At 72.6% G+C, this 13,462-nt stretch carries 11 protein-coding genes; 6 read left to right on the top strand and 5 right to left on the bottom strand.

The window, feature by feature from the left end:
* The first annotated feature begins 67 nt into the window (after positions 1–67).
* Positions 68–253, top strand: a complete 186-nt coding sequence (locus BLW82_RS09180; RefSeq protein WP_093498324.1) for a hypothetical protein — start codon at positions 68–70, stop codon at positions 251–253.
* 423 nt (positions 254–676) lie between these two features.
* Positions 677–1,465 carry a Scr1 family TA system antitoxin-like transcriptional regulator gene (locus BLW82_RS09175; RefSeq protein WP_256215721.1) on the top strand — a complete coding sequence of 263 codons (789 nt, stop codon included), beginning with the start codon at positions 677–679 and terminating at the stop codon, positions 1,463–1,465.
* A gap of 19 nt (positions 1,466–1,484) precedes the next feature.
* Here BLW82_RS09175 and BLW82_RS09170 read toward each other — a convergent pair whose 3' ends face one another.
* Entirely contained in the window at positions 1,485–2,669 is a 1,185-nt protein-coding gene (locus tag BLW82_RS09170) for a magnesium and cobalt transport protein CorA (protein ID WP_177232891.1), read from the bottom strand.
* Between the two features lie 203 nt (positions 2,670–2,872).
* On the opposite strand from BLW82_RS09170, the gene BLW82_RS09165 reads away from it, so the two are divergent.
* Together BLW82_RS09165 and BLW82_RS09160 are read left to right on the top strand one after the other, a co-directional pair.
* Positions 2,873–4,015: a winged helix DNA-binding domain-containing protein gene (locus BLW82_RS09165; protein ID WP_093498323.1), complete on the top strand. Its 1,143-nt coding sequence runs from the start codon at positions 2,873–2,875 to the stop codon at positions 4,013–4,015.
* Positions 4,016–4,214: 199 nt separating this feature from the next.
* Positions 4,215–4,409 carry a tautomerase family protein gene (locus tag BLW82_RS09160; RefSeq protein ID WP_371131481.1) on the top strand — a complete coding sequence of 65 codons (195 nt, stop codon included), beginning with the start codon at positions 4,215–4,217 and terminating at the stop codon, positions 4,407–4,409.
* Between the two features lie 52 nt (positions 4,410–4,461).
* Here BLW82_RS09160 and BLW82_RS09155 read toward each other — a convergent pair whose 3' ends face one another.
* The 3 genes from BLW82_RS09155 to BLW82_RS09140 all read right to left on the bottom strand — a co-directional run bounded on the left by BLW82_RS09155 (position 4,462) and on the right by BLW82_RS09140 (position 9,243).
* A complete protein-coding gene (locus tag BLW82_RS09155; RefSeq protein ID WP_093498322.1) occupies positions 4,462–5,253 on the bottom strand; it encodes a S1 family peptidase in 792 nt (263 codons plus the stop codon).
* A 204-nt stretch (positions 5,254–5,457) separates the two neighbouring features.
* A complete protein-coding gene (locus BLW82_RS09145; RefSeq protein WP_093498321.1) occupies positions 5,458–8,259 on the bottom strand; it encodes a helix-turn-helix transcriptional regulator in 2,802 nt (933 codons plus the stop codon).
* A gap of 144 nt (positions 8,260–8,403) precedes the next feature.
* The gene (locus BLW82_RS09140; RefSeq protein WP_093498320.1) at positions 8,404–9,243 is read right to left on the bottom strand and encodes a helix-turn-helix transcriptional regulator; all 840 of its coding nucleotides are present in this window, start codon (positions 9,241–9,243) and stop codon (positions 8,404–8,406) included.
* Between the two features lie 128 nt (positions 9,244–9,371).
* Here BLW82_RS09140 and BLW82_RS09135 point away from each other — a divergent pair, with 128 nt between their 5' ends.
* Both BLW82_RS09135 and BLW82_RS09130 read left to right on the top strand, forming a co-directional pair.
* The gene (locus tag BLW82_RS09135; protein ID WP_093498319.1) at positions 9,372–11,054 is read left to right on the top strand and encodes an AMP-binding protein; all 1,683 of its coding nucleotides are present in this window, start codon (positions 9,372–9,374) and stop codon (positions 11,052–11,054) included.
* Entirely contained in the window at positions 11,051–12,679 is a 1,629-nt protein-coding gene (locus BLW82_RS09130; RefSeq protein WP_093498318.1) for an AMP-binding protein, read from the top strand. Before BLW82_RS09135 ends, BLW82_RS09130 begins: the two co-directional genes overlap by 4 nt.
* Positions 12,680–12,725: 46 nt before the next feature.
* Here the strand turns inward: BLW82_RS09130 and BLW82_RS09125 are convergent, their stop codons facing one another.
* Positions 12,726–13,403 (bottom strand): hypothetical protein, encoded by a 678-nt coding sequence (locus BLW82_RS09125; RefSeq protein WP_093498317.1) that lies wholly within the window; start codon positions 13,401–13,403, stop codon positions 12,726–12,728.
* Positions 13,404–13,462: the final 59 nt, after the last annotated feature.

Raw genomic sequence — 13,462 nt, 5'->3', positions numbered from 1 at the left:
GATCCGCCCTCGTCCCAAGCCCTTCGCCGGGATCCTCCTGGCCCGCCTCGACCAGCGACCCAACACCATGACCGCCAGCAGTCCCACGCCCGATGGCTCGTCCCAGGCCGGCGGGCCGCACAGCACCCCAGACACCCTCGAACTCCGGCTCCGCTACCTCGTGCTCCAAACCCCCGCCCCCGTGGTCGCCCGTATGTTCGGCTACCACGACAACATCACCGCCCAGCTCACCGCCGAGGGTGGCGGAATCTAGAGGGGCACTAGGCCCCCGAAGATCACTCACGGTGACCACTCGCCCTCACCGGCCACGGAATACGCGACGACCGATTACGCGACGTCGCCAGTTCGATCCCCCAGATACCGGCGCAGCAGTTCGCGGATCTCCTTCTCGTCCTCGACGACGCGCACGGTGGCGGCCGGCGGCCATGTCCCGTACCTACGCGCCACGCGCACGTCCTCGGGAGGGGCCGAACGGCCCGGCCAGCCCACCGGTCGTCTCCATCCCGTCTCCACACGCAGCGCGCGGCGACTGCAGGGCCCGGCGCGACGGTGACGGTGCGGGAACGAAAGGCGCTCCCGCGGACCCGAGGAGGTTCGCCATGAAGCGCAACATCAAGATCGCGACGGCGGTCACCGTGGGTGCGCTCGCCATCGGCGGCGTGCTGGCCGTCGCCCGGTGACCGCGGACACGGGCGCTGCCACGACCGTGGTAGCGCGGATCACGTCCCTGAGTACCGATGCCCAGCAGCAGGCCCGCCACCACGGCGGCAACGAGATATGGTCGAGCAAATTGCTTGTAGGTGACGCGGAGAGCCTCAGACTGGCCACCATGCCAGAAGCGAAGACGCCGTGGTCGCTGACCCTCAGTGAAGTCGGCCTGCGCCTGGAGGAACTGCGCGAACGCCGGGGCCTCACGCAGGGCGACGTCGCTGGCCACGAGGTGCTGCGCCGGCGCGAAGTCAAGATCGACAACAGCGGGCTGAGCCGACTCGAACGAGGTCGGCGTCGACGTCTGGCCCGGGATCTCGTCGAGGCGCTGCTTGAGGTCTACCAGGCCAGCGACTCCGAGAGTTCAGAAATCCTGGCACTGCTGGGAGCGGACACCACTCCCGCTGGTCGACCGCGTCCTGCTCTGTGGCGACGCAACGCCCACTTGCTGGACCCCACGCAGTTCGAGGGCTTCCTGGAGATGGAGCGCCGGGCCGCCGTGCTGTCGAACTATGAACGGGACATCTGGCCGGGGCTGTGCCAGATCGAGGACTACGCCTACATCGTTATTGCCCAGTTGCGGCGCGATCTGCGTCCCTCCGAGGTCAAGGCGCTCGTCGACGTTCGCATGGATCGCCAGCAGCAGGTGCGAGAGGGTGCACTCGCCGAGTTCCGCGCCCTCGTGGACGAGAGTGCGCTCCACCACATCGCTGGGCCTTTTGACGACTACCTCGGCTCCCGCGAGGCCCTGGCGTAGGCCCTCGTCGACCGGTTGCTCAGAGCCAGTCCTTCCGCTTGAAGATGAGGTACAGGCCGGTGCACACGACCGCCATCAGGACGACCGCGAAGGGGTACCCGAGGGCCCAGTGCAGCTCAGGCATCTCCCGGAAGTTCATCCCGTAGATCGTCCCGACCAGCGTCGGGGCGAAGAGAATCGCCGCCCACGACGAGATCTTCTTGATCTCTTCGTTCTGTTCGAACCCCGCCTCCGCCAACGCCCGCATCTCCGCGTTCTGTTGCTGGGTGACCAGGGTCGCGTTGACCGTGAGGATCTCGGTGAGGGCCTGGCGGAAGCCGTCCACGCGTTCGCTGATGTGGGTGACGTGGTCGGCGACGTCGCGGAGGTAGCGCTGGAGTTCCTCGTCGGTCTCGTACTTGGTGAAGCCGGCCATCAGGCCGTGCAGCATGCCGACGAGGGGGCGGGTCGCGCGCTGGAACTCGACCATCTCGCGGGAGAGTTCGTAGATGCGGCGGGAGACGGACGGGTCGCCGCGGAAGACCTCCGTCTCGATCTCGTCGATGTCGTTCTGGACGCCCTCGACGACCGGGGCGTAGCCGTCGACCACCGCGTCGAGTATCGCGTAGAGGACGGCCTCCGGGCCGAGTTTGAGGAGGTCGGGGGAGTCCTCCATGCGGCGGCGGACCGCCGAGAGGTCGGGGGCCGCGCCGTGCCGGACCGTGATCACGAAGTCGGGGCCGACGAACACGTGCAGCTCGGCGAAGTCCACCTCCTCGGGCGCGTCCAGATAGCGGGCGGCGCGCAGGACCACGAAGAGCGTGTCGCCGTACCGCTCCAGTTTCGGCCGTTGGTGGGCCTCCATCGCGTCCTCGACCGCGAGCTGGTGCAGGTCGAACTCGCTGGCCAGGGAGAGGAGTTCGTCCGAGGTGGGGCGGGCAAGGCCGATCCACGCCATGCCCGAGGGCGTGTCGCGCAGTGCGCGGTACGTCTCCGCCAGGGTCGCCGGTGTCGACACCCGCACCCCGTCGCTGTACAGCGCCGCCTCCACGACGCTCGGCGGCTCGGCGGACTCCCCGCCCGGCCCGGACCCCGCCGCCGGCAGCTCGGCCGTGTCGTCCTGTTCCTGCGACAGGGCCCGGCGCCAGACCGACCTTCTGGTGCCCCGGCCCGTCCGGCCGTTCGTGGCGTTCTTCGACACTGGGCTGGGGCGTCGCTCGGACATCGCGGCCGCCTCTCGGTGGAGCCTGCATCGGCGTGAGCTGTGTGATCCGCGTGGTCGGAGTGATCACACGTGATCGGTGAGTCTCGTCGCAGGATATACGGGGCATACGGGCCCGGCGGAGGGAATCGAGGACGGGATTCGGTGAGAGAAACGGGGGACATCGAGGACAGGATCTGTCCTCGTTCGGCGTTAGCGTGCCCGGTATGAAGAACCAGCCGTCCGGCCCGGTCCTCGGCACCCGCGCCCTCAACCGCGCCACCCTCGACCGCCAGCTCCTGCTGCGCCGCTCACCCCGGTCGGCTAAGGAGGCCGTGGCGCACCTCGTCGGCCTCCAGGCGCAGAACGTCAGGCCGCCGTACTACGCCCTCGCCGCCCGCCTCGACGGCTTCGCCCCCGAGCAGCTCTCCGGGCTGATGGCGGACCGGGAGGTGGTCCGGATCGTCACCCTCCGATCGACCATCCACACCCACACCGCCGCCGACGCGCTGGCCCTGCGCCCGCTGGTCCAGCCCGCCCGGACCCGGGAACGGACCGCCTTTCGCAAGGGGCTTGCCGGTGTCGACCTGGACCGGCTCGCCGCGCTCGCCCGGGGTCTGGTCGAGGCCGAGCCGCGCACCATGGCCGGGCTGCGGGAGGCGCTGAGCGAGGAATGGCCGGACGCCGACCCGCAGTCCCTCGCCGTCGCGGCCCGCTGCACCCTGCCCCTCGTCCAGGTCACCCCGCGCGGACTGTGGGGGCGGTCCGGTCAGGTCGCCCTCACCACCGCGGAACACTGGCTCGGCCGGCCCGCCGAGCCGGCGCCGGCCGCCGAGGCCCTGGACGCCGCAGTCCTGCGCTACCTCGCCGCCTTCGGCCCGGCCTCCGTCAGGGACATGCAGACCTGGGCCGGACTGACCCGGCTCCGCCCGGCCTTCGAACGGCTGCGGCCCCGCCTCCTCACCTTCCGGGACGAGACCGGTGCCGAGCTCTTCGACCTCCCCGACGCGCCCCGCCCCGACCCCGCGACCCCGGCCCCGCCCCGCTTCCTCCCCGAGTTCGACAACCTGCTCCTCTCGCACGCCGACCGCACCCGTGTCGTCCCGCCCGAGCACCGGGGCCGCGCCTGGCGGGGCAACCAGGCCCACCGCACCCTGCTCGTGGACGGATTCCTGGCGGGTGTGTGGAAGCTGACGGAGGACGCCCTGGTGGTCGAGACCTTCGGGCCACCGGGCGGCGGGGCGGCGGCCGGCGGGGCGGCGGACCGGGCCGCGATCCTGGCGGAGGGCGAGCGGATGCTGGCCGCGCTGCACCCCGGCGAGCGGTACGACATCCGGTTCGGGACCGTCGTGGCCCCGGCAGGGCGATGAGTGTCGGCGCATCCGCCCGAACGCCTGGGCTCCGCCGGGTCGCGGGCGGCCGTCTGGACGCCGCGTTCGCCCGGGCCGTCGAGCCCGTGCCCGGCGTACGGATTCAGCCGCCGTGGCCCGGCGTACGGGTTCAGCCGCCGTGGCCCGGCGTACGGGTTCAGCCGCTGTGGCCCGACCCAGTGGTGGCCGCTCTCCCCGCCTGCCACCCCTGCGCGGCCGCGCCGAGATCGGCGTCGAAGAGACGGCGTTCGTCGACGCGTACAAGATCCCCGCCGAGACCGTGCAGGTCTGGATCCACGAGGTCCCGGCCGACAGCTGGGGCGCCGCGGGGAAGCTCACCGCGGACAAGTGGGCGCCCCCATGGATAGGGGGCGCTGCGGGCTGCTCGTGGTAGCCCGCAACGCCCCCTGGTCACTCACCCGAGGGATGCTCGGGAGACCTTCTGGTTACGAGTTGACCTGCGCGGTCACCAGGTTCGAGAAGGTGGTCAGCCGGGTGTAGACACCCGGGTAACCCGCCTCCGCGCACCCCTCTCCCCAGGAAGTGATCCCTGCCAGGACGCCCCCGATGAGCAGGGGACCGCCGCTGTCGCCCTGGCAGGTGTCTACGCCGCCGGACGTGTATCCGGCGCAAACCATGTCGGTCTGGACGAAGTCCGAACCGTAGGAGCTCTTGCAGCTGGAGTCGGACACGATCGGGACGGTCGCGGTCCGCAGCTGGTTGGAGGAGCTGCCGTTCTCCGAGGTGGTGCCCCAGCCGAGGATGCGGGCCGTGGCGCCGGCCGCGTACACGCTCGTCTGGGAGGACGTCACGTACGACGCCGGGGTGTACGACATCGCCGTCGACAGGGTGAGGACCGAGACGTCGTCGCCGTTGGTGGCGTCCGTGTAGTCCGGGTTGATCCAGATCTTGCTGACCTTGCTGACCGTGCCGTTGGTGCCGTTGAGGTACGTGCGGCCGCCGACCACGCGGACGCTGCTCGCCGACTCGCCCTCCATGCAGTGCGCGGCGGTCACCACCTTGGTGGCCGACACCAGGGTGCCGCCGCAGAACTGGCTGCCGGACGCGTCCGTGATCTGCATCATGAACGGGTACGCGGTCGTGGTCGTCGTGGTGCCGCCGACGATCGGCTGGGGGGCGGCTGACGCGGTGGGGGACGCGATCAGCGCGGTCGCCGCAGCGGCGGCGGTGGCCACCAGGACTGCGGCGGACTTTCTTGCGCGGTGGTGCCCGAACATGAGTCTCCTCAGTGGGGGTTGCCGGTGGGGGTCGCGCGGGTGTGGGGGGTGCAGCACGGGGGTCGCGGGACCGACCCCCGTATGCCCGGGCGAGCGGCACATCCATAAGCTAGGACCCGGAACCCCACCCTCCCAATGAGGGAACCCCCTAGGGGGATGGGGGAGGGAAAACCCTCGGTCCGCCTCAGTTAACCGGGAGCGTTCTCACTTCGCGCGTCGCCCCGCGGCCAAACGGACTATGTCCACGCGCGATCGGATGCCCAGCTTGCGGTAGACCCGGGTGAGCGTGGCCTCCACGGTCTTGACGCTGATGAACAGCCGGGCGGCGATCTCCCGGTTGGTGGCGCCCTCCATGACCAGCGCGGCGACCTGGCGCTCCATCGCGGCCAGCCCGTCCAGGGCGTCGAGCGCGGGGGGTGCCTCGACCGGTGGCTCCGGCGCGGAGACGGCCTCGTCCACCTGGCGCAGCCACGGCAGCGCCCGGCACCGCCGGAACAGCCGGGTGGCCTCGTCGAACGCGGCCGGGGAGCGCCTCTCGCGCAGCGCGGCCAGTGCGAAGGCGGCCCGCGCCTCCTCCAGGCCGTAGCCCAGTTTGGCGAACCGGTCCTGAGCCGAGGTCAGCAGGGTGACGGCAGGGTCGCGTTCCCCGTGCGCGGCCCGGACCAGCGCCTCGGCCCGGTCCAGCGCGGCGAGGACACTCTCCCGGCCGAGTCTGAGCGCGTGCTGACGGGTGACGTCGATGACGTCCTGCGCCTCAGCGGTTTCACCCACCCGGACGAGTGCCTCGGCCAGGTCGCCCTGCCAGCGGCCGCGGGCCGGGTCGGTGATGCCGAGGCTCTGCTCCAGCTCCCGCACCCGGCGCAGCGAGCGGACCGTGCCCGCCGGGTCGCCTGCCACCAACTGGGCGTACCCGAGGGCGCCCAGGGCCCTGGACAGGTACATCGTGTCGCCGTCCTGCTCGGCGTGCTCCACCGCCTCCCGGGCCAGCGCCAGGCCCCGGTCCACGTCGCCGCCGGACGCCTCGGCCAGCGAGGTGAGCATCGCGGAGGCGGTCTCGCCGATCCCGGAGTCGTGGGCGAGCCGCAGGCCCTCCCGGGCGAGGTCGAGGGCGCGGCCGCAGTGCCCGGAGCGCAGTTCGGTCTCGGCGAGCCCGCGCAGGAAGTGCACCTCGCTCTCCACCTGCCCGCGCCTGCGGACCTCGCGCAGCAGTGCGGTGACGGTGGTGCGTGCCTCGGCCAGCTGGTCGCCCATCACCAGCCAGCGGAACCTGGCGCTGCCCGCCCCGTTGTGGTGGCAGGCCACGTTCGGGTCCTGGGGCTCCTTCAGGGCGCGCTTGATGGTGGCGGGCGCCGCCGGATGGCCCATCAGGGTCTCGACCTGGGCCTGCAGGGACAGCGCGAGGAGTTCGGTGCGCCGGTCGCCGCCCTCGGCCGCGAGGCCGGCGGAGTGCGCCGCCGCCTGCCGGGCCTCGGTGAAGTCGCCGCCCACGATCAGGGCCCGCCAGGCCAGCTGGTAGTGGACCTTGCCGAGCAGCCGCGGGTCGTCGCCGGCGTCGGCGAGGGCGTGCGGGAAGGCCGCGTCCACCTCGGTCATGGTGTGGCCGGCCGAGTCGATCACCAGGATCCAGGCCCGCACCCGGTCCGCCGGGCGGGTGGCGTGGGTGAGCACCTCGCGGGCGATGTCCTGGGCGAGGTCGATCTCGCCCGCGCTGGTCGCGTCCTCGGCGGCCTGGAGCCGGCGCTCGACCGGGGTGGGCGTGTTGTCGCCGGGGGTGTGCCGGGCGGCGAGCAGGCCGATCTGCGCGGCCACCGAGGGGGCGCCCCGGTCCCGGGCCTCGGTCGCGGCCTCGGCGAGCCGGTCGGCGACCTCCGGGTCGGTGCCGGTGGTGGCCAGCGCCAGGTGCCGGGCCCGCTCGATCGGGTCGGAGGCGGCCGTGGACAGCGCCGCGTGCGCGGCCCGGCGCTCCTGGGCGGGCGCCTCCGCGTACAGCGCGGCGGAGATGAGGGGGTGTGCGAACCGTACGGCGGGTCCCTCCGGCTCGGTGGCCAGCAGCCCCAGTTCGGCCGCCTGGGCGCACTCGGCCTCGGCGTTCTCCCGGCCGGCCGCGTGCAGCAGGGCCTGGGTGGGGCGGGCGCCGGCGCTGGCCACCAGCAGGGTGCGGCGGGCCTCGACGGAGAGCATGTCGAGGCGGCTGAGCACCAGGGCGCGCAGCGAGGTCGGCACCGGCAGCGGTTCGCCGGGGCGGGGCGGGATCGGGTTCTCGGCGAGAGCGCGGCCGAGTTCGAGGGCGAACAGCGGGTTGCCGCCGCTGGTGCGGTGGATCTCCCGGACCGTGGACCGGCTCAGCCCGGTGTGGCCGCGGTGGTCGAGGAGCTCGGAGACCTGCTTGCGGTTGAGGGCGCCGAGCCGGACGGCGACGGTGTCCGGGGGCGACGCGCGTAGGTGACGGTCGTACTCCTGACCCTCGGTGCGGACCGCGCTGAGCAGTTGGACCGGGGTGCCGCCGAGGCGGCGGGCGGCGAAGCCGAGGAGTTCGGCGCTGGCCGGATCCAGCCACTGGAGGTCGTCGGCGACGATCAGTACGGGCCCCTCGGCGGCCAGCACGCGCAGCGTGGACAGCACGGCGAGGCGCAGGGCGAGGCCGTCGCGCCGGAGGGTGGACTCGCCGCGGCCGGTGAGGGCCGACTCCAGGGCGGTGCGCTGGGCGCCGGGCAGGTGGGCGGAGACGTCGTCGAGGACCAGGCCGAAGAGGTCGGCGAGGGCGAGAAACGGAAGGTGCGATTCGGACTCCGTGGCCGAGCAGCGCAACACGGTGCGGGCGGTGCCGGCGTATTCCGCGTCCAGCGCCCGCAGGACGGTCGATTTACCTATTCCGGCGGGCCCGTGCAGGAGGACGCTGCCTCCCGAGGAGAGCTGCTCCCGGGCGGCCGCGAACAGCTCCGCCCGGCCGATGACCAGGTCGGGGCGGCATCTGGCAGGCTCCTGGAAGTCCCGTCGCACGGTCACCGCTCCCCTCGTGTGTCGTGTCCGGGCCAAATTCTAGGCAATGAACCCCGAAATCCGGCCGAACGGCGTGGTGAGGGAAATAACAGGGGCTTCGCATATGGCAATTCACCGCGCGTCCGCATGAATGGCATGGGTCCCCTCCGGCTATGGCAACACCCCCGTCCGACGCGCCGCCGAGACCGCCTCCCCCCGGGTGTGGGCGCCCAGCTTCCGCATCGCCGAGCGCAGGTAGCCCTTGACCGTCTCCGGCCGCAGGCCCAGCCGCTCGGCGACCACGGCGTTGGTCGCCCCGGCCGCCACCCACGCCAGCACGTCCACCTCCCGGGGTGCCAGCACCCCCTCGGCCTCCGGAACCGGCGCCGGCGCGGTCAGCAGCCCGCAGGCGGCCAGCAGTTCGGCGCGCAACTCCGGGTCGGGGATCCGCGGCGCCAGAGCCCGCAGCGCGGCATGCGCCTCCCGCACCTGTTCCCAGGCGGCCCCCGGATCCGCCACCGCGCCCGGTGCCGGCCGCGCCGCCGCCAGCAGCCCCCTGGCCTCGTCCTGGACGACCAGCGCCTGCTCCACGTCCCGGGCCGCCGCCACCGCCGCGCCCAGCGTGCGGTCGCCCAGCGGCTGGGCGGTGCGCAGCGCGCCGTACAGCACCCCCCGCACCCGGCGCCGTACCACCACCGGTACCGCCAGCACCGAGCGGAGGCCCTCGGCCGCCACCGGGATGTCGTACTCGTGGCTGATCTGCTGCGAGGCCGAGTAGTCGACGACCGCGCAGGGGCGGGCCAGGGCGACCGCCCTGCCGCCGAGGCCGTTCCCCGAGGTGACCGCGAGCGAGCGCAGCGACGCCGTGCTGGTCCCGTTCAGCTCGCTGATCCGGACCTGTGTCCGGCCCGCCTCGACCAGCCCGCCGAAGGCGATCGGAAGCCCGGTGGTGCGCCGGAGTCTGGACAGCGCACCACGTATCTCCACCGCCCCCGCGACCTCTGCTGCCACCTGTCCTGCCCCTTCGACCCCGGCCTTGTGCGGTCCACACCCCCGTTCGGGGGTAGTGAGACCTGCATCACGGATTACACGATGCCAGAGAGCCGCCCGGCAATGGTCCGGTACTGAAGGAGACGCGAATGACGAGTGCGACGGAGGACTTCCGCAGGGCACGGGACTTCCTGCTGGAACACCGTGCGGACTACGCCACCGCCTACGAGGGCTTCGCATGGCCGCGTCCGGACCACTTCAACTGGGCGCTGGACTGGTTCGACGTCATCGCCGAGGGCAACCGGCGCACCGCCCTGCACATCGTCGAGGAGGGCGGCTCGGAGACGAAGCTGTCCTTCGCCGAGCTGTCCGAGCGCTCCGACCGGGTCGCGAACCACCTGCGCGCGCGGGGCGTCGAGCCGGAGGACCGCATCCTGGTCATGCTCGGGAACCAGGCCGAGCTGTGGGAGACCGCGCTGGCCGCGATGAAGCTGCGGGCCGTGGTCATCCCGGCCACCCCGCTGCTCGGCCCGGCCGACCTGCGCGACCGCGTGGACCGGGGCCGGGTCAAACACGTGGTCGTGCGGGCCGAGGACGCCGCCAAGTTCACCGAGGTGCCGGGCGCGTACACCCGGATCGCGGTGGGCGGGCTGCCGCCGTCGGAGGCGGGGCCCTGGGAGCCGTACGAGGACGCGTACACCGCCGCGGCCGGCTTCGTCCCCGACGGCCCCACCCTCGCGGACGACCCGCTGATGCTCTACTTCACCTCGGGCACCACGGCCCGTCCCAAGCTGGTCGAGCACACCCACACCTCGTACCCCATCGGGCACCTGGCCACCATGTACTGGATCGGCCTCAAGCCCGGTGACGTGCACCTGAACATCTCCTCGCCGGGGTGGGCGAAGCACGCCTGGTCGAACCTCTTCGCCCCCTGGAACGCCGAGGCGACGGTCTTCATCCACAACTACGCGCGCTTCGACGCGGGCCGGCTGATGGCGGAGATGGACCGGCACGGCGTGACGTCCTTCTGTGCCCCGCCGACGGTGTGGCGGATGCTCATCCAGGCGGACCTGAGCCAGCTGGCGACCCCGCCCCGCGAGGTGGTGGCGGCGGGCGAGCCGCTCAACCCCGAGGTGATCGAGCAGGTGCGGCGGGCCTGGGGCGTGACCATCCGGGACGGGTTCGGGCAGACCGAGACGGCCGTGCAGGTCTCCAACAGCCCCGGGCAGCAGCTGAAGACCGGGTCGATGGGCCGGCCCAGCCCGGGGTACCGGGTGGAGCTCCTGGACCCGGTCAGCGGCGCCCCTGGCGCGGCGGAGGGCGAGATCGCGCTCGACCTGTCGGCGCGGCCGGTCGGTCTGATGACCGGCTACCACGGGGACGCCGACCGTACGGCGGAGGCGATGGCCGGCGGCTACTACCGCACCGGCGACATCGGCTCCCGCGACGAGGACGGCTACATCACCTACGTCGGCCGTGCGGACGACGTGTTCAAGGCGTCCGACTACAAGATCAGCCCGTTCGAGCTGGAGAGCGCGCTCCTGGAGCACGAGGCGGTGGCCGAGGCGGCCGTCGTGCCCGCGCCGGACGACCTGCGCCTCTCCGTACCCAAGGCGTACATCGTCCTGGCGGCGGGCTGGGAGCCGGGCCCGGACACCGCGAAGGTGCTCTTCGAGCACTCCCGTCAGGTCCTCGCGCCCTACAAGCGGGTCCGGCGGCTGGAGTTCGCCCCGCTGCCCAAGACCGTGTCCGGGAAGATCCGCCGGATCGAGCTGCGCGAGGCCACGGCCGCCGGCTCGGCCGCCGAGTACCGCGAGGAGGACTTCCGGTGAACTCGTCGTACGCACCAGGGTCCTACACCCACGGCACGAGCGGCACCACGCTGCTGGGCGACACCATCGGCGCCAACCTGGACCGGGCCGTCGCCGCCTGGCCGGACCGCGAGGCGCTGGTGGACGTACCGGCCGGCAGGCGCTGGACGTACGCGCAGTTCTCCGCCGACGTCGACCGGCTGGCGTACGCGCTGCTGGCGAGCGGGGTCGCCAAGGGCGACCGGGTGGGCATCTGGGCGGTCAACTGCGCCGAGTGGGTTCTGGTGCAGTACGCCACCGCCCGGATCGGCGCGATCATGGTCAACATCAACCCGGCCTACCGCACCCACGAGGTCGAGTACGTCCTCAACCAGGCCGGGATCTCCCTGCTGTTCGCCTCGCTCCGGCACAAGACCAGCGACTACCGGGCGATGGTGGAGGAAGTGCGGGGCCGCTGCCCCGAGTTGCGGGAGACCGTCTACATCGGCGACCCGAGCTGGGACGCCCTGACCGCGCGCGGGACCGTCGACCGGGCCCCCGAACTGGCGGCCCGCGCGGCCGAGTTGTCCTGCGACGACGCCATCAACATCCAGTACACCTCGGGCACCACCGGCTTCCCGAAGGGCGCCACCCTCTCCCACCACAACATCCTCAACAACGGTTATTTCGTCGGGGAGCTGGTCGCCTACACGGAGCAGGACCGGATCTGCGTCCCGGTGCCCTTCTACCACTGCTTCGGCATGGTGATGGGCAACCTGGCCGCCACCTCGCACGGCGCCTGCATGGTGATCCCGGCCCCGTCCTTCGAACCGCGGGCCACCCTGGAGGCGGTCCAGCGGGAGCGCTGCACCTCCCTGTACGGCGTCCCGACCATGTTCATCGCGGAGCTGAACCTGGCCGACTTCGCGTCGTACGACCTCTCCACCCTGCGCACCGGCATCATGGCGGGCTCGCCCTGCCCGGTCGAGGTGATGAAGCGGGTGGTCGCGGAGATGCACATGGCGGAGGTCTCCATCTGCTACGGCATGACGGAGACGTCACCGGTCTCGCTCCAGACCCGGATCGAGGACGACCTCGAACACCGCACCGGCACGGTCGGCCGGGTGCTGCCGCACCTGGAGGTCAAGGTCGTCGACCCGGCCACCGGGGTCACCCTGCCGCGGGGCACCTCGGGCGAGCTGTGCACCCGCGGCTACAGCGTGATGCTCGGCTACTGGAACGAGCCCGAGAAGACGGCGGAGGCCGTCGACGCCGGTCGCTGGATGCACACCGGCGACCTGGCGCTGATGCGCGAGGACGGCTACGTGGAGATCGTCGGCCGCATCAAGGACATGATCATCCGGGGTGGCGAGAACGTCTACCCGCGCGAGATCGAGGAGTTCCTGTACGCCCACCCCAAGGTCCGGGACGTCCAGGTGGTCGGGGTGCCGCACGAGAGGTACGGCGAGGAGGTCCTCGCCTGCGTCATCCCGCACGACCCGGCCGCCCCGCCCACCCTGGACGACCTCCGCGCCTTCTGCGAGGGCCGCCTCGCCCACTACAAGGTGCCGACCCGCATCCAGATCCTGGCCGACTTCCCGATGACCGTCTCGGGCAAGGTCCGCAAGATCGAACTGAGGGAGACGTACAGCGCCGGCGCCCCGTAGGGGCGCGGGGAACCGCGCGATCGGCCCCCACCGGCCCGCAGTCGGATCACGCGCCTGAACCGCGCAGTTCGTCGGCATGCCCGTTGACCGGCTGAGGCGTCCCCGTGAAGTCCAGCACGAACAACGGCACCCCCAGCGCGTCGGCCCGCTCACGCGCCTCCTCGGCGTACCCCGCGAGGGAGAAGTACACGCACCCCGAGTCCTCCGTCATCGCCGTCAGCCACAGGCACTCCACGTCCCGCGGCGAGGCCGGCTGCACGGTCGGGTCCACCTGGGCCACCAGCCCCCGGGCGGCCAGCCCGATGCCGGACGGCGGCCGCTGGTCGGCCCGCCGTATGTCCCGGAAGCCGAGCCAGCGCAGGTAGAGCGCGGCCGCGGTGACCGCGTCCCGCGCGGTGCGGATCGTCACGGGACGGAAGGCGGCCCGCGGCTCGGGTCCGGCCTCGGCCGGCGGCGCGGACACGGCGTCGGCGACCGCGATGCGCAGCACCGCCCCGCACGGGCAGCCCAGCTCCGGCTGCGGCCACTGGTCCCGCCGTCCGCAGGACCCGCAGCTCACCGTCACCCAGTCCGCGTCCCAGGCGCGGTGCGCCACCGGCGTCGGCCCGGCCGTGCCGTCGAGGTCCGGGGTGACCGGCGCGCCGCAGGCGCACGGGTACGACGGCGCGGTGTAGACGTGCTCGCGCCGGCAGGCCGGACAGCGCACCGGCAGGCTCTCGGACATGGCCCCACCTCAGGCGTTGCGTCGCTTCAGCCGTCCCATGGTGCTCCCGCCGGGGCCCG

The sequence above is a fragment of the Streptomyces sp. Ag109_O5-10 genome (assembly GCF_900105755.1).
Lineage (GTDB): Bacteria > Actinomycetota > Actinomycetes > Streptomycetales > Streptomycetaceae > Streptomyces.
Note: the sequence above shows the minus strand (reverse complement) of the source record. Positions and strands in the feature narration are given on the sequence as shown.